The 25763-nt window shown below is 38.6% G+C and carries 29 protein-coding genes; 28 read left to right on the top strand and 1 reads right to left on the bottom strand.

Annotated elements, in window-relative coordinates; genetic code table 11:
- Positions 1 to 138: 138 nt before the first annotated feature.
- The 18 genes from trpE to CEF16_RS03460 all read left to right on the top strand — a co-directional run bounded on the left by trpE (position 139) and on the right by CEF16_RS03460 (position 16893).
- The gene (gene trpE / locus CEF16_RS03375; protein WP_091579663.1) at positions 139 to 1677 is read left to right on the top strand and encodes an anthranilate synthase component I; all 1539 of its coding nucleotides are present in this window, start codon (positions 139 to 141) and stop codon (positions 1675 to 1677) included.
- Positions 1646 to 2671, top strand: a complete 1026-nt coding sequence (trpD, locus tag CEF16_RS03380) for an anthranilate phosphoribosyltransferase (protein WP_091579666.1) — start codon at positions 1646 to 1648, stop codon at positions 2669 to 2671. Before trpE ends, trpD begins: the two co-directional genes overlap by 32 nt.
- Positions 2664 to 3437, top strand: coding sequence for an indole-3-glycerol phosphate synthase TrpC (gene trpC / locus CEF16_RS03385; RefSeq protein WP_091579668.1), 774 nt, complete (start codon positions 2664 to 2666; stop codon positions 3435 to 3437). The genes trpD and trpC overlap by 8 nt, the downstream gene beginning before the upstream one ends.
- Positions 3418 to 4062: a phosphoribosylanthranilate isomerase gene (locus CEF16_RS03390; protein WP_091579672.1), complete on the top strand. Its 645-nt coding sequence runs from the start codon at positions 3418 to 3420 to the stop codon at positions 4060 to 4062. Before trpC ends, CEF16_RS03390 begins: the two co-directional genes overlap by 20 nt.
- Entirely contained in the window at positions 4055 to 5254 is a 1200-nt protein-coding gene (gene trpB / locus CEF16_RS03395; RefSeq protein ID WP_091579675.1) for a tryptophan synthase subunit beta, read from the top strand. Before CEF16_RS03390 ends, trpB begins: the two co-directional genes overlap by 8 nt.
- Positions 5251 to 6060, top strand: coding sequence for a tryptophan synthase subunit alpha (trpA, locus tag CEF16_RS03400; protein WP_091579677.1), 810 nt, complete (start codon positions 5251 to 5253; stop codon positions 6058 to 6060). The genes trpB and trpA overlap by 4 nt, the downstream gene beginning before the upstream one ends.
- A 115-nt stretch (positions 6061 to 6175) precedes the next feature.
- Positions 6176 to 7282 (top strand): histidinol-phosphate transaminase, encoded by a 1107-nt coding sequence (hisC, locus tag CEF16_RS03405; protein ID WP_091579680.1) that lies wholly within the window; start codon positions 6176 to 6178, stop codon positions 7280 to 7282.
- A 112-nt stretch (positions 7283 to 7394) separates the two neighbouring features.
- Positions 7395 to 8495, top strand: coding sequence for a prephenate dehydrogenase (locus CEF16_RS03410; RefSeq protein ID WP_091580718.1), 1101 nt, complete (start codon positions 7395 to 7397; stop codon positions 8493 to 8495).
- Between the two features lie 328 nt (positions 8496 to 8823).
- The gene (locus tag CEF16_RS03415) at positions 8824 to 9699 is read left to right on the top strand and encodes a hypothetical protein (protein WP_091579681.1); all 876 of its coding nucleotides are present in this window, start codon (positions 8824 to 8826) and stop codon (positions 9697 to 9699) included.
- Between the two features lie 17 nt (positions 9700 to 9716).
- Complete coding sequence (locus CEF16_RS03420) at positions 9717 to 10985, top strand: tetratricopeptide repeat protein (protein WP_091579684.1); 1269 nt, start codon at positions 9717 to 9719, stop codon at positions 10983 to 10985.
- Between the two features lie 80 nt (positions 10986 to 11065).
- Positions 11066 to 11620 carry a ReoY family proteolytic degradation factor gene (locus CEF16_RS03425; RefSeq protein ID WP_091579687.1) on the top strand — a complete coding sequence of 185 codons (555 nt, stop codon included), beginning with the start codon at positions 11066 to 11068 and terminating at the stop codon, positions 11618 to 11620.
- Positions 11621 to 11799: 179 nt separating this feature from the next.
- A complete protein-coding gene (locus CEF16_RS03430) occupies positions 11800 to 12264 on the top strand; it encodes a YpiF family protein (protein ID WP_091579690.1) in 465 nt (154 codons plus the stop codon).
- 144 nt (positions 12265 to 12408) lie between these two features.
- Positions 12409 to 12909: a Rieske (2Fe-2S) protein gene (locus tag CEF16_RS03435; RefSeq protein ID WP_091580720.1), complete on the top strand. Its 501-nt coding sequence runs from the start codon at positions 12409 to 12411 to the stop codon at positions 12907 to 12909.
- A gap of 14 nt (positions 12910 to 12923) precedes the next feature.
- Positions 12924 to 13598: a menaquinol-cytochrome c reductase cytochrome b subunit gene (qcrB, locus tag CEF16_RS03440; RefSeq protein ID WP_091579692.1), complete on the top strand. Its 675-nt coding sequence runs from the start codon at positions 12924 to 12926 to the stop codon at positions 13596 to 13598.
- Between the two features lie 52 nt (positions 13599 to 13650).
- Positions 13651 to 14514, top strand: a complete 864-nt coding sequence (locus CEF16_RS03445) for a menaquinol-cytochrome c reductase cytochrome b/c subunit (protein WP_091579695.1) — start codon at positions 13651 to 13653, stop codon at positions 14512 to 14514.
- Positions 14515 to 14583: 69 nt separating this feature from the next.
- Positions 14584 to 15186, top strand: coding sequence for a lipoprotein heptaprenylglyceryl N-acetyltransferase LhaT (gene lhaT / locus CEF16_RS03450; RefSeq protein ID WP_425427949.1), 603 nt, complete (start codon positions 14584 to 14586; stop codon positions 15184 to 15186).
- Positions 15187 to 15282: 96 nt separating this feature from the next.
- Positions 15283 to 16107 (top strand): sporulation protein YpjB, encoded by an 825-nt coding sequence (locus CEF16_RS03455; protein WP_091579698.1) that lies wholly within the window; start codon positions 15283 to 15285, stop codon positions 16105 to 16107.
- A gap of 108 nt (positions 16108 to 16215) precedes the next feature.
- Entirely contained in the window at positions 16216 to 16893 is a 678-nt protein-coding gene (locus tag CEF16_RS03460) for a zinc metallopeptidase (protein WP_091579701.1), read from the top strand.
- Positions 16894 to 16932: 39 nt separating this feature from the next.
- Here CEF16_RS03460 and CEF16_RS03465 read toward each other — a convergent pair whose 3' ends face one another.
- The gene (locus CEF16_RS03465) at positions 16933 to 17808 is read right to left on the bottom strand and encodes a YitT family protein (RefSeq protein ID WP_281259142.1); all 876 of its coding nucleotides are present in this window, start codon (positions 17806 to 17808) and stop codon (positions 16933 to 16935) included.
- 143 nt (positions 17809 to 17951) lie between these two features.
- On the opposite strand from CEF16_RS03465, the gene CEF16_RS03470 reads away from it, so the two are divergent.
- The 10 genes from CEF16_RS03470 to panD all read left to right on the top strand — a co-directional run bounded on the left by CEF16_RS03470 (position 17952) and on the right by panD (position 25750).
- Positions 17952 to 18293: a nucleotide pyrophosphohydrolase gene (locus CEF16_RS03470; protein WP_091579703.1), complete on the top strand. Its 342-nt coding sequence runs from the start codon at positions 17952 to 17954 to the stop codon at positions 18291 to 18293.
- Positions 18293 to 19096 carry a 4-hydroxy-tetrahydrodipicolinate reductase gene (gene dapB / locus CEF16_RS03475; protein WP_091579706.1) on the top strand — a complete coding sequence of 268 codons (804 nt, stop codon included), beginning with the start codon at positions 18293 to 18295 and terminating at the stop codon, positions 19094 to 19096. Before CEF16_RS03470 ends, dapB begins: the two co-directional genes overlap by 1 nt.
- Before the next feature lie 12 nt (positions 19097 to 19108).
- Entirely contained in the window at positions 19109 to 19522 is a 414-nt protein-coding gene (gene mgsA, locus CEF16_RS03480; RefSeq protein WP_091579709.1) for a methylglyoxal synthase, read from the top strand.
- Entirely contained in the window at positions 19519 to 20226 is a 708-nt protein-coding gene (gene bshB1, locus CEF16_RS03485) for a bacillithiol biosynthesis deacetylase BshB1 (RefSeq protein ID WP_245917746.1), read from the top strand. The genes mgsA and bshB1 overlap by 4 nt, the downstream gene beginning before the upstream one ends.
- Positions 20223 to 21344, top strand: coding sequence for an N-acetyl-alpha-D-glucosaminyl L-malate synthase BshA (gene bshA / locus CEF16_RS03490; RefSeq protein WP_091579714.1), 1122 nt, complete (start codon positions 20223 to 20225; stop codon positions 21342 to 21344). The genes bshB1 and bshA overlap by 4 nt, the downstream gene beginning before the upstream one ends.
- A 17-nt stretch (positions 21345 to 21361) precedes the next feature.
- A complete protein-coding gene (locus CEF16_RS03495) occupies positions 21362 to 22519 on the top strand; it encodes a CCA tRNA nucleotidyltransferase (protein ID WP_170031551.1) in 1158 nt (385 codons plus the stop codon).
- Positions 22509 to 23474 (top strand): biotin--[acetyl-CoA-carboxylase] ligase, encoded by a 966-nt coding sequence (locus CEF16_RS03500; protein WP_091579719.1) that lies wholly within the window; start codon positions 22509 to 22511, stop codon positions 23472 to 23474. Before CEF16_RS03495 ends, CEF16_RS03500 begins: the two co-directional genes overlap by 11 nt.
- Positions 23475 to 23662: 188 nt before the next feature.
- On the top strand, positions 23663 to 24502 hold the full coding sequence (gene panB / locus CEF16_RS03505) for a 3-methyl-2-oxobutanoate hydroxymethyltransferase (protein ID WP_091579722.1): 840 nt from the start codon (positions 23663 to 23665) through the stop codon (positions 24500 to 24502).
- Complete coding sequence (gene panC, locus CEF16_RS03510) at positions 24499 to 25392, top strand: pantoate--beta-alanine ligase (RefSeq protein WP_091579725.1); 894 nt, start codon at positions 24499 to 24501, stop codon at positions 25390 to 25392. The genes panB and panC overlap by 4 nt, the downstream gene beginning before the upstream one ends.
- Positions 25367 to 25750: an aspartate 1-decarboxylase gene (panD, locus tag CEF16_RS03515; protein WP_091579727.1), complete on the top strand. Its 384-nt coding sequence runs from the start codon at positions 25367 to 25369 to the stop codon at positions 25748 to 25750. Before panC ends, panD begins: the two co-directional genes overlap by 26 nt.
- The last annotated feature ends 13 nt before the right edge of the window (positions 25751 to 25763 follow it).

A 25763-nucleotide genomic window follows, 5' to 3' on the forward strand; every position in this document is an offset into this window, starting at 1 on the left:
GGCTTTATATTTTTTTGATAATGGCAGCGGTAATTTGGTTTGCAACACTTTTTCGCCTTTCTATCGCTGTACATTATTTCTTCTTTGTTCTCTCCTTCCCTTCATGCTCTCTTCTTGTCATTAATAAGAGGTGAGCCCATGTCAGAATCTTCCTATCAGTTATTTAAAGACCAATCCTTGCTTAATAAAATGGTGCCGTATGTTAGACGTTTCTTTACGGACACTCTAACTCCAATAGAAGTATTTAGAAAACTTGAAAGTGAAGCAGTATTTCTGCTGGAAAGTAAAGATGAAGCGTCTCCTTGGTCTAGGTATTCATTTATTGGACTATCTCCACAATATAAAATTCAAAGTCAAAATGGGAAATATGCATTTGTAGATAATAACAAAAAAATATTGCTGCAAAATGAAGATCTTGCAGTATTGTTTGAAGAGTCCATTGCATGGCTGAAACCGGGTTCTCCTTCCATTGAAGTGCCTTTTAAAGGCGGAGCTGTCGGTGTTATTCCTTATGATACAGTAGAAGAATTTGAGCCAGACTTGAAATCAAATGATGATCCTGAACGTGAAGATGAAGTAGTACTTCTGTTTTGCCAGACGTTAATTGCCTTGGATCATGATACAAAAGAACTGACATTTATTCATTATGACGCGGATAGCCAATTAGATGTATTTCATCGTTATGAAAATTCACAAGCAATTGTTTCAAGGTTAATGGAACAACTCACCTTCGGTTCTAAGGAAGAAGCATTTTTGTCACCAATAGCAAAAACAGTGGATGTTGATTTTGAGGGAGTCCGTTCCAATTATCCTAAAGATAAATTTTTACATGACGTTGAGAAAATTAAAGAATATATAAAAGCTGGTGATATCTTTCAAGCCGTACTTTCACAGCGATTTGAAAAGGAGGTCACTGTTTCAGCTTTTGATATATACCGCACTCTTCGAATGATTAATCCATCACCTTATTTATTTTATCTAAAACTTGACGATCAAGAAGTTGTAGGAAGTTCTCCTGAAAGGTTAATTCAAGTACAGGATAATCATGTGGAAATTCACCCGATAGCTGGGACTAGAAAGCGCGGGACTACAACAGAAGAGGACGGCGAATTAGTCCGTGAACTTTTAGATGATGAAAAAGAGAAAGCCGAACACTATATGCTTGTTGATCTTGCAAGGAATGATGTAGGCAGAGTAGCAGAATATGGCTCTGTAGACACTCCTGTATTACTTGAGATCGGGAAATTTTCCCATGTCATGCATATTATTTCGAAAGTAACGGGGAGACTTGCAGCAAATACAAAGCCGGTTAAAGCCCTGCAAGCCTCGTTTCCAGCAGGAACCGTTTCAGGTGCACCAAAATTTAGAGCCATGGAAATATTGAAAGAATTAGAGCCTGAGCGACGCGGCATTTATGCAGGAGCAGTTTGTTATTTAGGATTTGATGGCAATATTGATTCTTGTATAGCCATCAGAACAATGATCGTTAAAAATAATAAAGCTAGAATACAAGCTGGTGCAGGGATTGTAGCAGATTCCATACCTGAAAAAGAATTTGAAGAAACACAAAATAAAGCGGCAGCCCTATTAAAAGCAGTGGAATCTGCAGAAAAAATGTTCGGGAAAAATGGGGAGGAGAATGTTCATGCTGAAAAATATATTGAACAAATGTATTGAAGGGAACACTTTGACAGAAGAAAATGCAAAAGATGCGATGGATGAGATAATGCAAGGAAATGCAACAGAAAGTCAAATAGCCAGCTTATTAACCGTTTTACGTTTTCGCGGTGAAACAGTAGATGAAATGACAGGTTTTGCAAGATCTATGCGGGACCATGTAATAAAGATTCCTCATAATGAAGAATTTGTAATTGATACATGCGGAACGGGTGGAGATCAAAGTTCAACATATAATATATCCACTGCTTCTGCTATTGCTCTTTCTTCGTTCGGTGTAAAAGTAGCTAAACATGGAAATCGTTCTGTTTCATCAAAGAGTGGCAGTGCCGATGTGCTAGAAGAGTTAGGCCTTTCTGTACAGACTACACCAGAAGATGCAGCTGTCTCTCTTAGGCATCATGATATGGCCTTTTTGTTTGCCCCTTTATACCACGTAGCTATGAAACATGCAGTTGCTCCTAGAAAAGAAATTGGATTTCGGACTATTTTCAATTTATTAGGCCCTATCACAAACCCTGCAAATGCAAAAGGACAGGTTATTGGGGTTTTTAATAAAGAATATGGATTAAAAATGGCACAGTCTCTTCAGCGCATGGGTGCAGAACGTGCTATGTTTGTTACCGGTGAAGACGGTCTTGACGAAATGACGATAACCGGGAAAACATTTGTAACTGAACTAATAGATAATGATATTAAGCAATATACTATTACACCCGAGCAATTCGGTTTAAAAAGGGCTGACATTGATCCTGTACAAGTAAATAACGCCAAGGAAAGCGCTCGTCTTATTGAAGATATTTTTCAAGGAAGTGTAAGCGGTGCTGCCAAAGATATTCTCGTGCTGAATATAGCCGCAGGACTGTATATAGCAGATCAAACTGCATCCCTTAAAGAAGGAGTTAAAGAAGCTAATAGAGTATTAGAAAATGGTGAAGTTCTTAAGCAATTGCAGCGTCTTAGAAAAGAAAAGGTGGAAGAACAGCATGCTTAATAAAATTATTGATACAAAAAAATCAGAAATACAATCTTTACAGCTGCCCCCTAAAGCAGATGTATCAAATTACTCTTTTAAGAATGCTCTAGCACAACATAGTGACGTGCAGGTTATTGCAGAAGTAAAAAAAGCATCCCCTTCAAAAGGGTTAATCCGGCCAGATTTTCATCCAGAAAAAATTGCAGAAAGTTATCAAAAGGGAGGGGCAGCAGCACTCTCTGTTTTGACTGATGAACCATACTTCCAAGGAAAACGCGAGTACTTAACGGCGGTAAAACATATGGTATCTATTCCTGTGCTGCGAAAAGATTTTATTATCGATAGATTACAAGTAGAAGAAAGTGCAAGAATCGGAGCAGATGCCATTCTTCTAATAGCAGCTGCTCTTGAGCCTGCCCATCTGCACGAGCTATATGAGGAAGCACATGAAAAAGGATTAGAAGTACTGGTTGAGTTTCATTCTAAAGAGGAACTTGGAAGTGTGCTGAAAATCTTCAAACCTGCTATAATTGGTATTAATAATCGGGATTTACGGACTTTTAAAACGACGTTGGCAGTGACAGAGGAATTGAGTGAATTTATCCCTTCTGGCAGTTTGCTCGTAAGCGAGAGTGGTATATATACGAATCAAGATATTCGTAGAGTGCAGAATGTCGGGGCTGAAGCTGTTTTAGTTGGTGAATCCTTAATGAGGCAGTCCAATGTCGAACTTGCTTTACGACAATTAAAAGGAGAAAGATTTCATGACTCGTCCTTATCTTAAACTATGCGGGCTTCATTCAGAACAGGATGTAGAGGCTGCACGTTCTTCAAACGCTGATTATGTAGGATTTGTAATGGCAGAAAGCAAAAGAAAAGTATCGCCTAAAGAGGCTGCTTCCTGGCTTGAAAGGCATAAATTGCCGGAAAAGAAGGTAGCAGCCCTCTTTGTTAATGCCCCATTAAAAAACATACAAGAAGTAGTTAATGTTCTATCTCCTGATATTATTCAATTGCATGGCTCAGAATCTCCTGAAAAGGCAGCAGAGACGAAACAGAAGTTCGGTTTGGAAGTTTGGAAGGCTCTTCCTCACGATGAAGATACCATAAAGCGAATGGAAAGCTATTTAACTAAAGTAGATGGATTTGTTATCGATGCGAAAGTAAAAGGAGCCTGGGGAGGAACTGGTGAACGTTTTGATTGGTCGCACGTTCCAAAATATGTTGAATTTGGAAAAGAACACGGCATTCCTGTTTTCATTGCTGGAGGGGTGAATCCAGATAATGTAGAAAAGCTGCTGCCCTATCAGCCATGGGGAATTGATCTATCAAGTGGTGTTGAAACAAAAGGTGTAAAAGATAAACAGAAATTGACTCGTTTGGAAAAGAGGTTGAATAAAAATGAGTAAAGTCTATCCGGACAACAATGGACGTTTCGGCAGTTTTGGAGGGAAATTTGTCCCTGAGACTTTAATGTACGCCCTCGAAGAGTTGGAAAAATCATTAACAGAAGCATGGGAAGACTCGACATTCGTTGAAGAATACAAACATACATTAGCAGAATATGCTGGTCGTCCCACTCCTCTCACGTATGCAGAAAGGCTTACCCAAAAACTGGGAGGAGCAAAAATTTACTTAAAAAGAGAAGATTTGCTTCATACTGGGGCCCATAAACTTAACAATGCTGTAGGACAAGCGTTATTAGCTAAACGAATGGGAAAAAGCAAGATTGTAGCGGAAACTGGCGCAGGTCAGCACGGGGTGGCAACGGCAACTGTGTGTGCACGTCTTGGCCTAGAATGCAAGGTATTTATGGGAGAAGAAGACATGCGGCGTCAGGAACTAAATGTGTTTAGAATGGAATTGCTCGGTGCTGAGGTTGTGCCAGCAGTTTCGGGTAGCAAGACACTAAAAGATGCTACAAATGAAGCAATACGTTATTGGGTGGCTAACGTAGAAGATACTTTTTATCTTATCGGATCTGTTGTTGGTCCGCACCCTTATCCAAAAATGGTTAGAGATTTTCAACGAATTATTGGAGATGAAACAAAAGAGCAATTACAAGATAAAGAAGGAACTCTTCCAGATGCAGCAGCAGCTTGTGTTGGAGGAGGAAGCAATGCCATTGGTATGTTTTATCCTTTTTTAGAAGATGAAGTGGAACTATTTGGAGCAGAAGCAGCAGGGAAAGGCATATCGACTAAAAAGCACGCAGCTACTATTACGAAAGGAACGAAAGGGGTTATTCATGGATCGCTCACTTATTTAATTCAGGATGAAAATGGACAGATTATCGAGCCTTATTCAATTTCAGCGGGTCTTGATTATCCTGGAATTGGACCGGAGCATGCATATCTTGCAGAAAGCGGCCGAGTCGCTTATGAAGGTGTGACTGATAAAGAAGCGCTGGAAGCTCTATCGCTGTTAACACGAGCAGAAGGAATACTGCCTGCTATTGAATCTGCACATGCTTTGCATCTAGCTTTTAAAAAAGCAAAAGAGATGAAGGAAGGACAAACCATTGTCATCTGTTTATCCGGAAGAGGAGATAAAGATGTTAATTCCATAAAAGAAGCAATGGAAAAGGAGTCTAAATCATGACTAGAATGAGTGTGAATGAAGCGGCCAAAAAAGCAGAGTATCCACTATTTATACCGTTTATTATGGCAGGAGATCCTGATCCATCTACAACAATTGAACTTGTGCTTCGTATGGAAGAAGCAGGCGCACACATAGTAGAACTTGGAATTCCTTATTCCGATCCCCTGGCTGACGGTCCGGTGCTGCAGCGTTCGGCAAAAAGAGCATTGCAGCAGGGAATGAGTCTTATGCGCGCGATGCAGCTGGTGCCAGAAATGAGAAAAAGAGGTTTAACAATCCCCGTTATTATATTTACGTATTATAATCCAGTATTTCAAATGGGAGTAAAAACCTTTCTTGATAAAGTGAAAGAAAATGAAGCTGATGGAGTTTTGATTCCAGATCTGCCATATGAAGAAAGCCAGGAACTCACAGTAACTGCTAAAGAAAATGGCCTGGCTAATATTTCACTTGTTGCCCCGACATCGTCAACAAGAATTGAGAAAATAGCGAACAAGGCAGAAGGGTTTTTATACTGTGTATCCAGTTTAGGAGTTACGGGAACGAGGGAGTCTTTTTCAGAGGAAGCATACACATTTATAAAAAATGTCAATTTGAGCAGCAAAGTTCCTGTAGCTGTTGGCTTTGGTATTTCGAAACCAGAACACGTAGAGAATCTTCAAGGAGTATGTAATGGAGTTATAGTAGGCAGTGCTATTATGAAAAAAGTAGAAGAACGTTTAAGCGAGTTTTCACAAGAAGAGAAAATGAAACAAAATGCTCTCCAGGAAATAAAATCATTTGTTTCTTCTCTCATTTCGTCGTAACATAGAGAAAAGAGAAAAGAGAAAAGAGAAAAGAGAAAAGAGAAAAGAGAAAAGAGAAAAGAGAAAAGAGAAAAGAGAAAAGAGAAAAGAATTTATTGAGGTGAGGTGCTAAAGTATGAAATTTAAATCGCAAATATTGGGGATGACGCCGTATAAACCGGGAAAGCCAATGGAAGAGGTGAAAAAAGAACTCGGTTTAAAAATAGTCCATAAATTAGCTTCGAATGAAAATCCTTATGGTGCCTCTCCAAAAGTGCAGGAAGCGATTAAACAAGCGGCACTGCATCCTGAAGTGTACCCTGATGGTTATGCCGGAAACATTAGAGAAGCAGTGGCCGAACATTTAAATGTTAAACAGAGTCAATTATTATTTGGAGCCGGCTCAGATGAGGTCATTTTAATGCTATGCCGTGCTTTATTGACTCCAGAGACCAACACCGTGATGGCAACTCCGTCTTTTTCTCAATATAAACACAATGCTGTTATTGAAGGAGCTGAAATTAGAGAAGTCCCTTTAAAAAATGGCATACACGACCTGCCAGCCATGCTTAATCAAATAGATGACAAGACGAGAATTGTATGGGTTTGTAATCCGAATAATCCATCTGGCACGTATGTTGGCAATGAGGAGTTTGAAGATTTTTTACAGCAAGTTCCAAATCACGTCCTTGTCGTATCGGATGAAGCCTATATTGAATATGTTACAGCCCAAGATTTTCCTAATACGCTTTCTTCTTTAGATAATTTTCCTAACTTAATGGTGCTTAGAACTTTTTCTAAGGCTTACGGCCTGGCTTCTATGCGAATCGGCTACGGTGTTGCTTCTGAAGAACTAATGAATAAACTTGATCCAGTTCGGCCGCCGTTTAATACGACTACGATAGCCCAGCATGCCGCTATTGCAGCATTAAATGACCATGCGTATATAGAAGACTGCCGAATAAAAAATAGAGAGGCATTGGATCAATTTGAAGCCTTCTGTAAGGAAAGAAAACTTTCCTATCTGCCTTCTGAAACGAATTTTATGTTAATTCACACAGGCATCTCGGGTGATGAAATGTTTAATTCCTTGTTGAAGAAAGGAATTATTGTTCGTTCAGGAGAAGCTCTTGGTTTTCCGGAGTGGATACGGGTTACAACAGGCACGAGTGAGCAAAATAAATATTTCTTACAGGCATTTGAAGAATGTTTAAATGAACACAAACATTCTATTAAAGGATAAATCAAAAGCAGCGGCCTGATTCTAGTGGTTTATAAAGAATTATCCGCTGCCTTTTGAGTTTGGAGAGAAACTTTTAGTGCCTCGAAAGAAAAGAGAAGGAGGGGCAGGATTGGTGAAAAGAAAAATATGCATCATTGGTATGGGTCTTATTGGCGGATCCATCGCTTTAGCTATAAAAAAAGAGCATAGTGTACATATTACGGGAATTGATATTGACAGCAATCAATTAAAACTGGCGCAGTCTCTGGGAGTGATTGATGAACCAGCCGAAGAGTTAGCAGCAGGCGTAGAAGATGCGGATTTAATCATAATTGCTGTTCCTGTTACAAAAACAGAATGTATTATTGAAGAATTAGAGGCCGTCCCATTAAAGAGCGGGGCTATTGTAACGGACGTTGGCAGTACAAAGGATAGAATATTTCATAAAGCGAAGCAATTATACAAAAAAAATGTAACCTTTATTGGGGGACATCCTATGGCAGGATCCCATAAAAGCGGGGTCCAGGCAGCTAAGTCTCATTTATTTGAAAATGCATTTTATATACTAACGCCTTGTGAAAACACAAATACTAATAAAATCATACAACTTCAAAACTGGCTTAAAGGGACAAAAGCACGTTTTATCGAATTAACGCCCAAACAACATGATAAATTTGCAGGATTAATCAGCCACTTTCCTCACATAATTGCTGCGGGACTGGTCCATCAAGTAAAAAATACAGAAAATGAAGACGAGCTTGTTTCTAGACTGGCAGCAGGCGGCTTTCGTGACATCACGCGTATTGCTTCCGCAAGCCCGGTAATGTGGAGAGATATTCTTTTGCACAATAAAGATACTATATTATCACTTCTTCATAATTGGAAAGAAGAAATGAACAATGTTGAACAAATGCTGAAAGAAGAAGATCCAACTGAAATATTAAATTATTTTTCTGCGGCTAAAACATTCAGGGATGGACTTCCGACAAAAGAAAAAGGTGCTTTACCAGCATTTTATGATTTATTTGTAGATGTCCCGGACCACCCAGGTGTAATATCTGACGTGACGGGAATTTTAGGCGAAGCAGATATTAGTATTACTAACATTCGTATTATTGAAACGCGAGAGGATATAATGGGAGTGTTGCAGCTTTCTTTCCGAACAGAATATGACCGGGAAGAAGGTCGTCAACATTTAGAGAATGCTTTATACGAAACATATGTTATGGAATAAACAGTTAAAACAGCAGCAAACTATTCTGCAGGATTGTAAAATTCGTAAGGATAGTTTGTTGTTTTAAAATCTATTTAAATTTAAAAATAAAATGTTATTGACTTTTACCTTTAGTTCGTTATAATAAAAGTAGCGTATGGTTTCTCTCCACTCCTATCCATACTCTTAATTGAATAGCATTTTTGCTAACCCGATTTGTAAGCGTTTACTTATCGGGTGTTTTTTTGTCTGCGAGTCCTTTTGTACTAACAGCCTTTGCTTCGGCAGTTCATATTTTTTCGTTTTAGCTCATATTTTTGTGTAAAAGACAAGAAAGGTGAGGAGAACGATGAAATATTGGCTCGTTAGTGCTTCGGAAACAGACAGAGGAAAGGTCAATATGAAAATTGAAAATCAATCTATTTTATATAGGGGACGTCATCAATTTGATACAACGATAAAAATAAGTGCCAAAGGTTTTCGCATAGAACCTGCAAAAGTGGCAATAGGTGGAACAGTGAAGCAATTTTGTGGGAACAATTGTGTGGAAAGATGGAAGAAGCTAATAAGAAAAGGAATCACCACCTCTCTTTTGATTATGCCGATATCCAAAATAAAAAAAATAGAAGAGATAAGAGAAGAATCTCTATCTTGTTTAGAAAAAGCTCCTATTGATTTTATACTTGTTCCATCTATTAATAGTAAAGATTTTACCCCTGAAGTAGTTAAATGGTTAATAAAAAATAAATATCCAATTGTTGAAGTTTTTTTTACTTCGTTAGAAGAATGCCGGTATGTTGCTTGGGATTGGATTAAACAAGCAGTCGGTCCTTCTTCGATAAGCTTTACCTTTTGTTTTCCACCTATCTATACCAAGGAAGACTTGCGGGTGAAAGAAAATTGGGATGCGGTACTTTCTCGGTTATTTAAAATGGTTACGTTTCAAAAAGGGGCAGTATTAAATAAAGACGAAATGCAGATTACTGGCGTTTACCCTTCTAAAGGTACAATTGCTCGAGGGGATGCTGATTATTTGTTATACTATGATTTTAAAGGAGAACAAATAGAAAACGAAGTATCTGCAAAAATGGGACAAGAACCTGATATTGTAGTGTTAAGAGGGAAAGTTTTAAAAGCAGGATCACGCATACAGATTGATAAAGGGTTTGGACGTTGTTGTAATGACTTTCTCCCTGGTCGACTTCGTTCAATAAATGGTGTGTAAACGTTGGAGGGTTAAAAATGCAAAAGAGCCTTGAGGAAATAATACAAGTGATTCAAGAGGGGGATATAGAAAAAGGCCTTAAAAGCCTTGAGCAATATGAAAGGAAAGCAGATCATCAGGAAAAATATGACCTTGTTCAATTATACGAAGAATTAGGGAGACTAGATAAAGCAAAGCCTCTAATAGAAGAATTAATTAATTATTATCCTGAAGAAGGAGAATTATTAACAATGGCAGCTGAAATTGCTATCGATATGGACGAAGAAGATGAGGCGATTGAATGGCTGTTAGAAGTTGATGAAGAAGACGAAGCTTTTTTACGGGCACAAATGCTTCTTGCTGATCTTTATCAACTGCAAGGTCTTGATGAAGTTGCAGAAAAGAAATTAAAAGATGCGCTGCAAAAAGCTCCTGATGAACCCGTCCTTTTAGCTGGTTTAGGAGACTATTATTTAGATAGAGGAGACTTTGCAAAGAGTATTCCTTATCTAAAGCAAGCAGAAAGGATGGGGTTTGAATTTCCTGAAGGCGGCTTAGATTTGAGGCTTGCTGAAGCATACAGTGCTACAGGGGAGTTTGAGACAGCATTACCTTATTATCAAAAAGGGTTAAACGAAAAAGCAGATCCTCATGCTATGTTTGGGTACGGTTATACTGCCTTGCAAATAGAAGACTATGACTTGGCAGCTAAGGAATTTAATAAGCTAAAAGAAGCTGACCCTGATTTTGTCACGCTATACCCATATTTGATTCGAGCTTACGAAGGTTTAGAAAAATATGAGTTAGCACTGAAAACAGCAGAACAAGGCTTATCTGTTGACGAATATAATGATACATTGTTTACAGAGGCAGGAAAACTGCAATTGTCATTAGGAAATGAAAAAGTGGCAGAAGAGCGGTTTAGAGAAGCACTATCTATAAATCCAGGTAATCAAGAAGCTGCGACTTCTGTTTTGGCTTTATGGCTTGAACAGGAAGACTTTGAAGCAATAGAAGATCTTGTAACGTACTTAAAAGACATAGGAGAAGAGGATGCTAGCTTTGATTGGTATCATGGAAAAGCTTTATGGGAAAAAGAGGACTTCCAAAATGCGTTTCAAGCATATGAAAAGGCTTCTGCATCTTTTATGGATAACGAAGAATTCTTAGAAGATTACGGGAAGCTGTTATTAGAGATGGGACATAGAGACCAAGCTTTAAAGATATTTAAAAAGGCATTTCTTCTCGACTCCTCAAATGAGTCACTTCAATTATTAATAAGTGAACTTGAAGATAATTTTTTATAATGGAATGAAAGGAATGAAGGGCTTACTGTCGAATTATACTGTAAATGTACTGGATGGTTAATTCGTAGGGGGGATTTGAGATGAACAGTGCAATTTCTACGATTGAAAAGAGAGGTTTTTTAAAATGGCTCTTAAAAGGACAGCATATAAAAAGAAGAGAATATGCATGGATTTTAAATTACCTCCTAAGTGACAGTAATTTGCTAGAACATGTTCATTTCGTGGAAAAAGCAGAGTTTTGTCCAAAAGCAATTATTTTATCAGCTGAGGGTCTCAGTAATATTCCTTTTTCATTCCATAAGCATCAATATGTTACGATGGACACAGAAAGATCATTCCACGACATACGGCTCCATCCGGATGAAGAATTATACGTCCAGCTAAACTTTGATGACGTAGATTTTCAACGTCACTATGTTTCTGTCTTGGAGGAGAATCCTTATTTACCAGGACGGGGACAAGAAAAACTGCTATTGGAAGTAGTTGCAGATATAATATTAAATCAGGCTTTAATTGATTTTAAGCTTCAAACATTACGGGAAAAAATTGATAAAGCCTTAGAAGAAAAGAATAAAGAAGAATTTTATGCTTATAGTCAGGAATTATTAGAATTAAAGCGCAGCATAGAACCATAAACTTTTATTTGAGTTTTTTAGCGCTGTCCCTAAAAGGACAGCTTTCTTTATTCTTTAGGAAAGTTTAACTTTGTTAAGGAAGTAAAGGGCAAGAAAACTAAGGCTTCCGCCAAATGGACTGAGCGGGAAGCCGATTTTTTAATGGTTTTTATAATAAAAAATAGAAAGCGGGTAAAAATATGAAATGGACTACTGAGGATATACCGTTCTTCATAAATGAAAGGGAATATATTGATACGGCTCTTATCCCTCTTTTGCCAATTGATTTTGGGAATGGGATACGTCAAAGTGCTGCGATGAGTGAGTTTATTACAGTCATTACAGCGGAGATTGAGCGCCAATTCAAGGGAAGAGTACTCCTTGTTCCACCGTTTACTTACTTAGATTCAGAAAATATTACTGATTGTAAGGAAAATCTTGAACAATGGACAACCAAAATGAAAGAAGAAGAAATGAAACATGTGATTTTAATAACAGCTGACCCTTCTTGGAAAAAGGTTGAAGTAGATATAGAGGATCTATTAGTATGGATGCCTCTTGTACCTTTGGAAAATATGGAGTCAGAATATAAGAAACAAGTAGTCTCAGAACAAATAAAACAGCTTATTCCTTTAGTAATGGACAAATGGAAAAGCGGCCCTTAGCGTCGAAATTACTCGCAAAATAGACCCGTAAAAGATTGACAGCATATTCAATACTAGGCTATCATGAGTATGTCCTAGTTTTGAAAAAGTGTGTGTGAAATACGTCCGTTAGGACCGAACTTATATAGCAGGGGGGGATATGTGGTGAGTGAAAAAAATCATAACGTGTCGAGGCGTCAATTTCTGACATATACGCTTACAGGTGTTGGAGGTTTTATGGCTGCAGGCATGATACTGCCTATGGCAAGGTTTGCGATTGATCCCGTGCTCAAAGCTGGAGCTGCAGGTGATATGAACGCTGTTGCAGAAGTTGCTGAACTGACGGAGGAACCTCAGCGTTTTGACTTTTCCTTTGAGCAGCAAGATGCCTGGTACACGTCGGAAGTTACGGAAACAGCATGGATTTATCAAGAAGGAGATGACATTGTAGCTCTTTCACCGACTTGTACTCATTTAGGGTGTACAGTGAATTGGGATGCAAATGAAGATCATCCAAATCAATTTTTCTGTCCTTGTCACGGTGGACGTTTTGAAAAAGACGGGACAAATATTGAAGGTACTCCGCCGACTGAGCCGCTTCATAAATATCAGGTTGAGGTGCAAGATGGAACGGTCTACCTTGGAAAAGCTGAACCACAAATTTAGGAGGGGCGTCATTTATGTTACAACGAGTGTATGAATGGGTAGATGAACGCCTGGACATCACTCCAATGTGGCGTGACATCGCTGACCATGAAGTGCCCGAGCATGTTAACCCTGCTCATCACTTTTCAGCGTTTGTTTATTGCTTTGGAGGGTTGACATTTTTCATTACTGTCATTCAAATATTGTCCGGGATGTTTCTTACGATGTACTATGTACCCGATATTGTAAACGCCTACGAATCGGTCAAATATTTGCAAGGTGAAGTAGCGTTTGGACTTATTGTACGCGGCATGCACCACTGGGGAGCTAGTCTCGTAATAGTGATGATGTTTTTACATACCTTGCGCGTGTTTTTTACCGGTGCTTACAAACGACCTAGAGAATTAAACTGGGTTGTAGGTGTACTTATCTTTTTTGTTATGCTTGGATTAGGTTTTACAGGCTATTTACTTCCATGGGATATGAAGGCGTACTTTGCAACAGTAGTAGGGCTGCAGATAGCAGAAAGTGTCCCGCTTATAGGTACTCTAGCTAAAACGTTATTAGCGGGGGATCCGGAGATTATAGGAGCTCAAACACTTACTCGCTTCTTTGCTATTCACGTATTCTTTTTGCCAGGAGCTTTGCTTGGCTTGATGGCAGCTCACTTTATAATGATTCGAAGACAAGGCATTTCCGGACCGTTGTAAGGGCAGCAGGTACGAAAAATGAAAAAGACAGAATTTATAAGGAGGGAAACCAATGCATCGTGGAAAAGGTATGAAATTTGTTGGGGATTCCCGCGTGCCTGCCGAGCGAAAACCGAACATTCCGAAAGACTATTCTGAATTCCCTGGGAAAACAGAAGCGTTCTGGCCAAACTTTCTACTGAAAGAGTGGTTGGTTGGGGCAGTTTTTCTAATCGGTTATCTTTGCTTGACGGTAGCACATCCATCTCCATTAGAACGGATGGCGGACCCTACGGACTCCGGCTACATACCATTGCCGGACTGGTACTTTTTATTTTTGTACCAGCTTTTAAAATACGAGTATGCAGCTGGTGATTTTACCGTCATCGGAGCGGTGATCATTCCAGGTCTCGCTTTTGGTGCACTACTCTTGGCACCATGGCTTGATAATGGACCAAGAAGACGAGCTTCACAACGGCCCGTTGCTTCTGGTTTAATGATTTTAGCTGTTATTGCTACGGTCTATCTTACTTGGGAATCGGTGGATCATCATGACTGGGAAGCAGCAGCAGAACAAGGTGAAATGCTGGATGAAGATGAAGCAGCGGCTGTAGAAGAGGTCGATACGGAAGCGGAAGGCTACCAGATATTTGCCGATCAAGGTTGTATAGGGTGTCACGGTGACCAGCTTCAAGGTGCAGGATCTGCCGGACCGGCGCTCTTTGATGTTTCTTATGACGCTGATTCTATTAAGGATATTGCTGTTAACGGTATTGGCGAAATGCCGGCTGGCCAGTTCGATGGTTCAGATGAGGAACTGGATATTCTTGCTGAATACATTGCCAGCGGGGGTAACCCGGAAGGTAATGACGGTGAGAATGAAGAAGATGAAGAAGGATCAGACGAAGAGACTGAAGATGGTGAATCTGAAGAATAATAAACTCTTAATCTTAGCTGCCCTTTATGAAAGAGGGCAGCTTATTTCATTACAGGATGGTGGCGGAAATTGCAACTTTTCATAAAGTTTTTAGGAATGCCTTCTATACTGGCCCTTCTTTTGATTGTAAATATATTAGGTACAATCTATGGCTATTGGTGGTACAAAGTACAACTTGAGCAAACACCGTCTATCTTCCTCATTTTTGTCCCAGACAGTCCTACTGCCAGCTTGTTTTTTTGTATCGTACTTGTTTTATTTTTATGTAAAAAAAGCAATGGTTTAATAGAGGCTTTGGCATTGGTAACCCTGGTAAAATATGGATTATGGGCTGTTGTAATGAATATAGCAGGCGGGGCTTTTGGTGATGAACTCCAATGGCAAAATTATATGTTAATAGCTTCTCATTTGGGGATGGCCATCCAAGCAGTATTGTTTTCACCATATTACCGAATAAAAGTATGGCATTTAATCGTTACAGCAGTTTGGACCCTGCATAATGACATTATCGATTATGTTTATGGAATGTACCCATGGGTTTCCCCGGCGATTAGTGATTACATAACACATATTGGCTATTTTACATTTTGGTTAAGTATTTTTTCTATTACGGTAACTTACTTTTTAGGTGTGAAAAAAAACAGACACACTTTGGATCTGCCTTCATTGTGAAAAAAAAATCCAAACCAAATGAAAAACAAAGCCTTCCGGTCTACTCTTGTCCATTTATTCATAGAATGTGACGAGGAGATTTAGGAGGGATTTTTTATGAGAAGTGATAGCGTGTATGCTTTGGATAATACGCTGCTCAAATATGGATTAGCTGTTATTTTAGGTATATTATTATTTTTTTCTACAATAGGACAAACTATGGGCGAAGAACACACTGATATGGATTTGAAAGTGATAGACGAGAAAGCATCTCTAATGTATGATCTCGTTAAAGACGGCAAGTATGAAGAAGCTAAACAGTTACATGAATGGATGACAGTACATTTTCCTTCCGTTTCATTTGACGATTACGCCATGAATACCAATCAAATGTCAGAATTGTTTCGTGCGTTTGATCGAGCGGGTGAGTCTGTAACGAAAGCAGACTTAAGTGAACAGCAGCGAATACAATATATTTTTGCTTTTCGGCTGGCTGTTGATGCTGTCATTAGTAAAGAAAATCCGTTGTGGGAAAAATCTGCTGAAAGACTCTTAGTAAATCTAGATGAGATAGAAAAACGAGTAAAAAATGATGATCCTGAAGCTGCTCGTCAATCATTTCAAGATTGGCTATTACAATTTGAAATAATAAGACCTGCTATATATGCAGGGGTAGAAGAAAAACGTTATTTGCCGTTTATTTCATATGTACGTTACTTGGATCATCATTCAGATTGGATGGAGTCAACTGATGCTGAAGAAGTAATAAAATTAAAATCCTCTTTACACGACCTGCTTTCTGAACAGGATGAACAGTCTTCAGCTGATCCTTCGCTGTGGTTAGTAATGATGTCTATAGGAAGCGCTATATTTGTATCTTTGACATATGTAGGCTGGAGAAAATATAAGGGAGAAAAGCAAAGACAACATTTAAGGGATTAACTTTCAAATAACCGTCAAACTCTGCAAGGCAGCTTAATTGACTTTATTTGACGTTTAAAATAAAATAAAATTAAATCAAATCAAAAAACTGGAGGGGGTAATAAAACAATGGGTATATGGATTTTGTATATAGCAGCACTATTAATTATTCCAATATGGGCACAAATGAAAGTTAAAAAAGCTTATCGTAAATATTCAAAGGTTTCAAACTCCTCTGGGATGAGTGGAGCTGAAGTTGCGAAAAAAATATTGAATGAAAACGGTATTTTTGATGTGACTGTGGAGCCAGTAAAAGGACAACTTTCTGATCATTACGATCCAAAAGCGAAAGTTGTACGTTTATCAGAAGATAATTATTATGGCACAAGTGTTGCTGGGCAGGCTGTGGCAGCTCACGAAGTAGGCCATGCTATTCAAGACGCGGAAGATTATGCATTCCTGCGTTTTCGTCACACGCTTGTTCCTGCAGCTAATCTCGGTTCAAACTTATCGTTTTTCCTAATTCTAGCCGGCATGTTATTGCAAGCGAGCGGACTATTACTCGTCGGTATTGTATTTATGTCTGCAGCAGTACTATTTCAATTGGTAACACTGCCTGTTGAATTTAATGCGAGTAGTCGTGCTATGCACCAGATCGTATCTACCGGTATCATTAGAAACGATGAAGAAAAAGAAACGCGAAAAGTTCTTGATGCTGCAGCATTGACTTATGTAGCGGCTGCCCTTGTTGCGGTACTTGAGCTGGTTCGGTTCGTTTATATGTATTTCTTAATGAGTGAGGAATAATAATTGCGCAAGCCCCTTATAATGGGCGCTTGCGCTTTTTTAAGTAGAATGTATTGGTTTTTTATTTTCGTCCAATGTGAAGCCTTCTCCTGCGACATCCTGTACATCATTAACCGTTACAAAAGCGTGAGGATCTGCTTTTTCCACTATATGTTTTAACCGTACTACCTCATTTCTGCCAACGACACAATATAAAACTTCTTTTTCCGACCCAGTAAAAGATCCTTTTCCCCTTAAGACGGTCGCGCCGCGGTCCATTTCTTGAAGAATCATTTGCGAAATTATGTCGGTTTTCTCAGATATAATAAAAGAGGCTTTCGCCGAGTAGGCACCTTGTTGTATAACGTCTATAACTTTAGCAGCTACAAATACTGCAACGAGTGTATACATTGCTTCTTTGTAATCCAAATATACTAGAGACGCCGTAATAACGCATGCATCAAAAACAAAAAGGGTTTTTCCCATACTCCATCCTAAATAACGAAAACCTAATTTAGCGAGGATATCCGCTCCTCCTGTCGTACCTCCATAACGGAATACAATTCCAAGACCAGTACCAATGAATACCCCTGCAAAAAGAGCTGCTAATGTCATGTCTTGTTCAAGAGGAAGATGGAGCAGCGGATATTTTTGAAAGAGCCACAAGAAAAGCGAAATTCCAACGGTACCGATGATTGTATATATAAATACAGTTCTTCCTAGTATTTTCCAACCAATGAAAAATAGAGGTATATTTAAAAATAAATTGGAATAAGCAGGGTCTATTTGAAAAATAAAATATAAAATAAGCGTGATACCAGTAAATCCTCCGTCTCCCAGATTATTTTGCATATTAAAATAAACGAGACCAAAAGACATAATAGCTGAACCGAGAAGGATAAAAAAAGAATTTTTCACATGTTTAGTTAATCTCACTTTCCTTTCCCCTTTCTTAAAAAAAGAAGACGAGCTTAAATTCTACCTCATTATAAGGAAAATATATCAAACAAGGCAACATTCATTAAGATTGTCAAATCAAATGGAATTCGATACGATAAAGTGGAAGGTGAGGGATACATATGCAGACAAAAACAATAAAAGAGATGCAAAAAGAAGTGGATAACCACATTTCACAATACAAAGAAGGATATTTCAGCCCGCTTTCAATGCTTGCACGGCTGAGTGAAGAAACAGGTGAACTCGCTAGAGAAATTAATCACTATTATGGAGAAAAACCTAAAAAAGAAAGTGAAACAGAAAAATCCCTAGAACAAGAAATGGGAGATATTTTATTTGTATTAATTTGTTTTGCTAATTCGTTACATATTGACCTTGAGGAAGCATTTGATCTAGTTATGGATAAATTTCAAACAAGAGATAAAAACCGCTGGACAAAGAAAACGGAAGGAGACGTGGAGTAATGGCAGCCAATACAAAAATTATTATTGCTGGTCCAAGAGGAAAGATGGGTAAAGAAGCTGTCCATCTTGTACATGAAACTGAAGAATTTCAATTAGTTGCAGCTGTTGATTCAAAAAATAATGGACTAACAATAAAAGAGTTACCAGGGATGCCGGACGAAAACGCTTTCATTTATGATGACATGCAAACCTGCTTAGAAGAAATGGAGGCAGACGTACTCATTGATCTTACCACCCCTACAGCAGGGAAACATCACCTTGAATTAGCGCTTGATCACCATGTGAGACCGGTAGTTGGTACAACTGGCTTTACACCAGAAGATATAACAAGACTTAGAAAAAAAGCAGAAGAAAAGGAAATAGGGGCAATTATTGCACCTAACTTTGCAGTAGGTGCGGTTTTAATGATGAAATTCTCGCAAATGGCTGCAAAATATTTTTCTGATGTGGAAATTATTGAAATGCACCATGATAATAAATTAGATGCTCCGTCTGGTACAGCAGCTAAAACGGCTGCTCTCATCAATGAAGTAAGACCGCATAAAGAGCAGGGACATCCGGAGGAACAAGAAGAGTTAGAAGGAGCAAGAGGAGCACAGGTAGACGGATTGCGAGTACATAGTGTTCGTTTACCGGGATTAGTTGCTCACCAGGAGGTCATGTTTGGCGGTTCAGGTCAAACGTTAACAATCCGTCATGACTCCATTAATAGACAGTCGTTTATGCCGGGAGTAAAGCTTGCAGTAGAAAATGTTCTGCGCGTTAATACGCTTGTATATGGCCTTGAAAACATTATGGAGTAGGAGGAGCTTTATTTGGATATTGCATTGATCGCCCACGACAAGAAAAAAGAAGATATTATTCGATTTGTACAAGCTTATAAACCAGTTATCGAAAAACACAGTCTTCATGCTACTGGCACAACAGGGGCTAGACTTGAAGAGGAAACAGGAATCACTGTTACGAAACATTTATCAGGTCCGCTTGGAGGAGATCAACAAATTGGTTCGTTAGTAGCTGATGGAGTGATAGACCTTATATTGTTTTTTAGAGATCCTTTAACGGCTCAACCGCATGAACCTGATATTTCAGCTTTAATTAGACTTTGTGATGTACACAGTGTTCCTGTAGCAACAAATATGGCTACTGCAGAAGTATTAGTAAAAGGTTTAAATAGCGGTTTTTTCGAGTTCCGGAAAGCTATACAAAAGGAGCGTAAATCCAAGTGAAAAAAAAGGTCATACTTGCGGTAGGAGCCCATCCAGATGATATTGAAATCGGTATGGGAGGAACGGCTGCATCTCATACTAAAAAGGGTGAAGATGTTTATATTTGTAACTTGACCAAAGGGGAATTGTCGTCTAACGGTACAATAGAAGAACGCCAGCATGAAGCAGAGAAGGCAGCTAGCATTCTTGGAATAAAAAAAAGGTTCCAGCTGGATTTTTCTGATCGTTCCCTGGATCGTTCGGATAGTGAATATTCTCATTTAATAACACTTATTCGAGAATTGAAACCAGACGTCGTTTTTGCGCCGTATCATGAAGACAGACATCCAGACCACGGAGCATGCTGTCAATTAGTAAAAGAAGCTGTGTTTGATGCTGGTATCCGCAAATTTCCAGGATCTGAACTAGAACCACATAAAACACCGTCCCTTTTTTACTACTTTATAAATGGTTTCTCTGTTCCTGATTTTTTTATTGATATTTCATCCACACACAACGTGAAAGAAGAAGCTTTGTCTTCCTATCAGAGTCAATTTGTTAAAAGAGCTGAAAGCGTGAGTACACCTCTTACCGACCGCTACATAGAAAGCGTGAAATCGAGGGATTCTCTATTTGGAAAAGAAGCAGGTGTATTATTTGCAGAAGGATTTAAAACTGGCTCGCCATTAGTTTTTTCTGCTATCCCGCAAAGGAGTTCATTATGAAACAGAAAATCGGAATAACGTGTTACCCGACTGTAGGCGGGTCGGGTGTGGTTGCTACGGAATTAGGCAAGCTGTTAGCCGAAAAAGGCTATGAGATTCATTTTATATCAACGAGTTTGCCGTTTCGGTTGAATAAAACATACCCTAATATTTTTTATCATGAAGTCGAAGTAAATCAATATGAAGTGTTCCAGTACCCGCCATACTCTTTAACACTTGCAAGTAAAATGGCAGAGGTGATAGAACGTGAAGAGTTGGATATTTTACATGTACATTATGCTGTCCCTCATGCAGTATGTGCCCTTCTGGCAAAAGACATGGTCCATAGAGATGTGAAAGTAGTAACCACTTTGCACGGTACAGATATCACTGTACTTGGTCATGATCCCTCTTTAAGAGGTATTATTCGTTATGCTATTGATCGTTCCGACAAAGTCACAGCCGTTTCAAAAGCGCTTGCTTCTCAAACAAAAGAAATGTTGCATATATCCAAGCCGATTGAAACGATATATAATTTTATTGATGAACGGGTTTACAGGCCTCATTATTTAAAAAGTGAATTAAAAGAAGCGTATGAGATTAAAGAAGATGAAAAAGTAATTATTCATATATCTAATTTTCGGCCTGTAAAGAGGGTCATTGATGTAGTAGAAGCTTTTTCCGTTTTGCAAAAAAATTGTAATTCTAAGTTACTGATGATTGGAGATGGCCCAGAGAGAAACAAATCACTTAAACGCGCTGAGGAGCTTGGGATAAAGGATTATGTTTTATTCTTGGGAAACCAAAAAAATATAGTAGATTACTTAAATATAGCTGACTTGATGTTTTTGCTTTCAGAAAAAGAAAGCTTTGGATTAGCGGCACTTGAAGCAATGGCTTGCGGGGTTCCTGTCATTGGAACAAATACTGGAGGTATACCAGAAGTTATAGTAGACAATCAAACAGGTTATATTTGTTCTGTTGGGGATGTAAAAGCAGCTGGCGAATCAGGGGCTCGTCTCTTAAAAAATAAACAGCTATATGAAGCATTTTCTTACGCCAGTCAGCAGCGAGTAGAAAAAGTATTTGCTTCTTCTCTTATCGTAGAATATTACGAAGCTGTATATAATGAGGCATGAAGGGCGGCGGGAAAAATATGGACAGCTATTGGGAAAAAGCATTTTATTTATTAAATAAGTTTGAATCGCAAGGGTATTCTGCTTATATTGTAGGAGGCGCAGTACGCGATTATCATCTAAAAAGAACGGTACATGATTTTGATATTGTAACCAATGCTTCTCCTAATGAAATAAAAACACTATTCCCTAAAGCTGTTCAGCCGTCCAAACGATTCCCGACACATATCATTCGCTGGCAAAGCATTTATTTTGAAGTCAGTCCGTTCCGATTGGGAGCTAAAACGTTACAAGATGACTTGTTCCATCGAGATTTTACTATCAACGCTATCGCTATGGATAAAAATCAAAATATTATTGACCCTTTAAATGGTATTTCTGATATAGACATGAAAATTATTCAGGCAAGTGACCCCATTGCTCGGTTTAAAGAAGACCCTTTACGAATGCTTAGAGGGTTTCGTTTTGTATCCGAGCTAAACTTTACAATGGAAGAGCATACACTCAAACATGTTTTAGAACAACTTCCTGCTTTAAATGCTCTCCCCGTGGAAAGAATTCAATTAGAAATAGAAAAACTTTTAAAAGGGCACTGGCATGCTGCTGCACTTTCATGTTTATTTTTTTACACCATTCCTCAGTTTTTTCCACAGACACTTCAAACGGAAGTCTTTTTCCTATCAAGAAGTTTAAATATGCACAGTTTAAAAACAACAAATGAAAAGTGGGCAGCTTTTTTATGGCTGTTATATGGTAGAAAAGCGAGAGAAAAAGCAGCTTCTTGGAAGTTTTCAAAAAAAGATAAAAAAAATATTATAACGATGCTTTGGTTTTCCGAAAATTATTTATCACGTATTCCTTGGAGGAAGCATTTAGTTTATCAAACCGGAAAAAAGCTTGCACTCCAAATAGAGCGTGTCCATCAATGGATATATTGTTATGAAAATGAAGATAATTTCATTTTAATATGTCAATTGTATGGTTCGCTGCCTATTACAAACAGAAAAGAATTAAAGTTAACTGGAAAAGATATTATTAAAGCTTTTCCTCATATAGAAAAAGAAAAGATTGGTGTTATATTAGGCTGCCTTGAAAAAGAAGTAGTAATAGGGAATTTAAACAATCAATTTACAGAACTAGTAACTTTTGTAAAGGAGAAACTTACTAATGAGAGGTAAATTATTACAATTATTAATGCGAACATCCAACACATTTGTTTCTGGACAGGAGATAAGTGAAAATTTAGGAATATCCCGGACGGCAGTTTGGAAGCATATTGAGGAATTACGTAAAAACGGTTACGAACTTGAAGCAGTGCCAAGAAAAGGCTACCGTCTCACACATACTCCAAACCATGCCACTGCAGATGAAATTGAAGCAATACTTTCCACTGAAAATATAGGCAAAAACATTATTTACAAAAAAGAAGTGACTTCGACCCAAGCATTAGCACATGACATGGCAAGAAATGATGCTTCGGAGGGTACTCTTGTCGTGGCGGACTACCAGCAGAAAGGTAAAGGAAGACTGGGAAGAGAATGGCATTCTCCTCCAGGAACTGGCTTATGGTTCAGTTTAATTTTAAGACCAGACATTCCACCGCAAAAAGCCCCGCAGCTCACATTATTAACAGCAGTAGCAGTAACCGAAGGAATTAATAAGGCTGCGGGTATTGAAGCACAAATAAAATGGCCTAACGATATTCTCATCGACGGAAAAAAAACAGCCGGAATATTAACGGAAATGCAGTCAGAGCCTGATCGAGTACAAGCAGTGATCGTTGGTATTGGAATAAATATTAATCAACAACCTGAACATTTCCCTGAGTTGCTCCTGTCAAAAGCTACGTCTCTTTCCATTGCTAAAGAAAATAAAATATTTTCACGTGCTAAAGTTATAGCAGCCATTCTTGAGCGGTATGAAGATTGGTATTATCAGTATTTAATCGATGGTTTTGAGCAAGTAAGAAAACGTTGGGAGGAATTAGCGGTTACAATTGGTAAAGAGATCACTGCCACTACTGTAACAAAAACGGTAGAAGGATTAGCTCAAGGAATAACAGAAGACGGGGTATTGCTTTTGAAAAAAAAGGATGGACAAATAGAACATATTTATAGTGCGGATATTCACTAACCTCCTGGCCAATATTTTTTGGTATACTGACATTACAGGCAATATCTAATCAGAATTGCACTGTATATCTTTTTACCAAAAAATTTCATCTGCCTTGATCCATTCAGGACAGGGACGGAGAGAGTGGAGGAGCAATCGGTTGAAAAGAAGATTACTTCTCACTTCTCCGAAAGAAGGAGGAGGAAAAAATGAAGAGCACAAGCACGTTTTTGAAAATGAAGAAAGAACGTGAACCCATTGCTATGATGACTGCTTATGATGCTCCATCAGCAAAAGCAGCAGCAAAGGCAGGAATGGACATTATTCTCGTAGGTGATTCTGTTGGAATGGTTGTTCATGGTTATGATTCTACAATTCCAGTTACTCTAGACGATATGGTACTGCATTCAAAAGCAGTACGGCGCGGGGCGCCAGATACATTTGTTGTTACTGACCTGCCTTTTTTAACGTTTAACGGGGATTTTGGTACTACCCTTTCTGCAGTGAAAAAATTAATGCAGCAAACAGGTACTAATGGTGTGAAACTTGAAGGAGGCGGCAGAACACTTTCTGTTATTAAACGGTTAACAGAAGCCGGTGTTCCCGTTATGGGTCATTTAGGATTAACCCCACAATCGGTTGGAGTTCTCGGCGGATATAAAGTTCAAGGGAAAACCGAAGAATCAGCTAATCGATTGGTAGAAGAAGCAAAAATTATAGAAGAAAACGGTGCATTTGCTCTAGTGCTAGAATGCGTACCTAGACAGTTAGCAGCGCACATATCTTCGTTATTAAATATACCTGTTATCGGTATCGGAGCCGGTGCTGAAACAGACGGACAAGTTCTTGTATTTCACGATGCAATTGGGTTTTCGGATGGTTTTTCTCCTAAGTTTGTAAAACAATATGCGAATATCCAAAATGATATTGAAGTGGCTTTAACTGATTATGTCAATGAAGTAAAACAGTTAACATTTCCTGGAACAGAGCATACTTTCACAATGGATGAAAACACACTAGAAAAGCTGTACGGCGGGATAAGGTCATGAAAGTAGTTACCACTATTAATGAATTGCGTGACCATATTAAAAGCATAAAATCAAATCATAAATCAATAGGGTTTGTGGCTACGATGGGGGCCCTTCATAAAGGTCATTTATCACTTATGGAACGGGCAAAAAAAGAGAATGATGTGCTCGTTACCAGCATTTTTGTAAACCCTTTGCAGTTTGGTCCAGAGGAAGACTACGAAGTATATCCTCGTTCTATAGAAAAGGACCGGGAGCTGGCAGAATCCCAAAAAACAGATATTTTATTTGCTCCTTCCGTGGATGAAATGTATCCACGCTCCATGGTTAATGAAGTGAATATCACTTCTGGTACAGATGTACTTTGCGGCAAAAGCCGTCCTGGTCACTTTAATGGAGTAGCAACAGTGGTGTTAAAGTTATTTCAACTTGTTCAGCCAGATTATGCTTATTTTGGACAAAAGGATGCACAACAAGCAGCCATTATTAAAAACATGGTAAATGATTTTAATATTCCTGTCCACGTTGTGGCTTGTGAAACAATGAGAGAAGAAGATGGTTTGGCTATAAGTTCTCGCAATATTTATTTGACGGATAAAGAACGAAGGCAGTCTGCTTTTCTCTATGAAAGTTTGCAAAGAGCTATGCATCAAGTAAAAGAAGGAATAATAGATCCACTGGTTCTGCAAGAAGAAATACATTCGTATTTAAAAAAACATACAGATGCTGAGATTGATTATGTACAAATCCTATCGTTTCCTGAATTAAAAGAAATCAATACAATTGCCGGACAAATTATTATCGCTGGAGCGCTTCAATTTACTAAAGCACGTCTAATTGATAATATTTTGTTACATGTGAATGAAATGGAAGGGGGCAATAAATATGTTTCGCACCATGATGAAATCTAAACTGCACCGGGCTACTGTGAAAGAAGCTGATTTAAATTATGTAGGCAGCATAACGATTGACCAAAATTTAATGGATGCTGTGGATCTTCTTGAAAATGAAAAAGTCCAAGTCGTCAATAATAATAATGGTGCTCGTTTGGAAACATATGTTATATCAGGGGAAAGAGGAAGTGGAGTTATCTGTTTAAACGGTGCAGCTGCTCGTATGGTACAGCCTGGAGATAAGGTAATCATTATAGCGTACAGCTTGATGAAAGAAGAGGCTTGTCGTACGTTCAAACCTAAAGTAGCTGTGTTGGATGAAAATAATCAAATTTCCCAGATGCTCTCCTTTGAGCCCTCTTCTACAGTTATGTGAGAAACGGCCCCCG

Origin of the sequence: Alteribacillus bidgolensis (assembly GCF_002886255.1) — a bacterium.
Lineage (GTDB): Bacteria > Bacillota > Bacilli > Bacillales > Marinococcaceae > Alteribacillus > Alteribacillus bidgolensis.

Bases quoted from the DNA above. Each gene is read 5' to 3' on its own strand.
- CEF16_RS03425 (WP_091579687.1), top strand. From the start codon at position 11,066: ATGAACAGTGCAATTTCTACGATTGAAAAGAGAGGTTTTTTAAAATGG.
- CEF16_RS03390 (WP_091579672.1), top strand. From the start codon at position 3,418: ATGACTCGTCCTTATCTTAAACTATGCGGGCTTCATTCAGAACAGGAT.
- panB (WP_091579722.1), top strand. From the start codon at position 23,663: ATGAAGAGCACAAGCACGTTTTTGAAAATGAAGAAAGAACGTGAACCC.
- trpC (WP_091579668.1), top strand. From the start codon at position 2,664: ATGCTTAATAAAATTATTGATACAAAAAAATCAGAAATACAATCTTTA.
- bshA (WP_091579714.1), top strand. From the start codon at position 20,223: ATGAAACAGAAAATCGGAATAACGTGTTACCCGACTGTAGGCGGGTCG.
- panD (WP_091579727.1), top strand. From the start codon at position 25,367: ATGTTTCGCACCATGATGAAATCTAAACTGCACCGGGCTACTGTGAAA.
- hisC (WP_091579680.1), top strand. From the start codon at position 6,176: ATGAAATTTAAATCGCAAATATTGGGGATGACGCCGTATAAACCGGGA.
- trpB (WP_091579675.1), top strand. From the start codon at position 4,055: ATGAGTAAAGTCTATCCGGACAACAATGGACGTTTCGGCAGTTTTGGA.
- CEF16_RS03495 (WP_170031551.1), top strand. From the start codon at position 21,362: ATGGACAGCTATTGGGAAAAAGCATTTTATTTATTAAATAAGTTTGAA.
- CEF16_RS03455 (WP_091579698.1), top strand. From the start codon at position 15,283: ATGAGAAGTGATAGCGTGTATGCTTTGGATAATACGCTGCTCAAATAT.
- CEF16_RS03500 (WP_091579719.1), top strand. From the start codon at position 22,509: ATGAGAGGTAAATTATTACAATTATTAATGCGAACATCCAACACATTT.
- CEF16_RS03445 (WP_091579695.1), top strand. From the start codon at position 13,651: ATGCATCGTGGAAAAGGTATGAAATTTGTTGGGGATTCCCGCGTGCCT.
- trpA (WP_091579677.1), top strand. From the start codon at position 5,251: ATGACTAGAATGAGTGTGAATGAAGCGGCCAAAAAAGCAGAGTATCCA.
- qcrB (WP_091579692.1), top strand. From the start codon at position 12,924: ATGTTACAACGAGTGTATGAATGGGTAGATGAACGCCTGGACATCACT.
- CEF16_RS03420 (WP_091579684.1), top strand. From the start codon at position 9,717: ATGCAAAAGAGCCTTGAGGAAATAATACAAGTGATTCAAGAGGGGGAT.
- panC (WP_091579725.1), top strand. From the start codon at position 24,499: ATGAAAGTAGTTACCACTATTAATGAATTGCGTGACCATATTAAAAGC.
- trpE (WP_091579663.1), top strand. From the start codon at position 139: ATGTCAGAATCTTCCTATCAGTTATTTAAAGACCAATCCTTGCTTAAT.
- CEF16_RS03430 (WP_091579690.1), top strand. From the start codon at position 11,800: ATGAAATGGACTACTGAGGATATACCGTTCTTCATAAATGAAAGGGAA.
- CEF16_RS03470 (WP_091579703.1), top strand. From the start codon at position 17,952: ATGCAGACAAAAACAATAAAAGAGATGCAAAAAGAAGTGGATAACCAC.
- CEF16_RS03415 (WP_091579681.1), top strand. From the start codon at position 8,824: ATGAAATATTGGCTCGTTAGTGCTTCGGAAACAGACAGAGGAAAGGTC.
- trpD (WP_091579666.1), top strand. From the start codon at position 1,646: ATGCTGAAAAATATATTGAACAAATGTATTGAAGGGAACACTTTGACA.
- CEF16_RS03460 (WP_091579701.1), top strand. From the start codon at position 16,216: ATGGGTATATGGATTTTGTATATAGCAGCACTATTAATTATTCCAATA.
- dapB (WP_091579706.1), top strand. From the start codon at position 18,293: ATGGCAGCCAATACAAAAATTATTATTGCTGGTCCAAGAGGAAAGATG.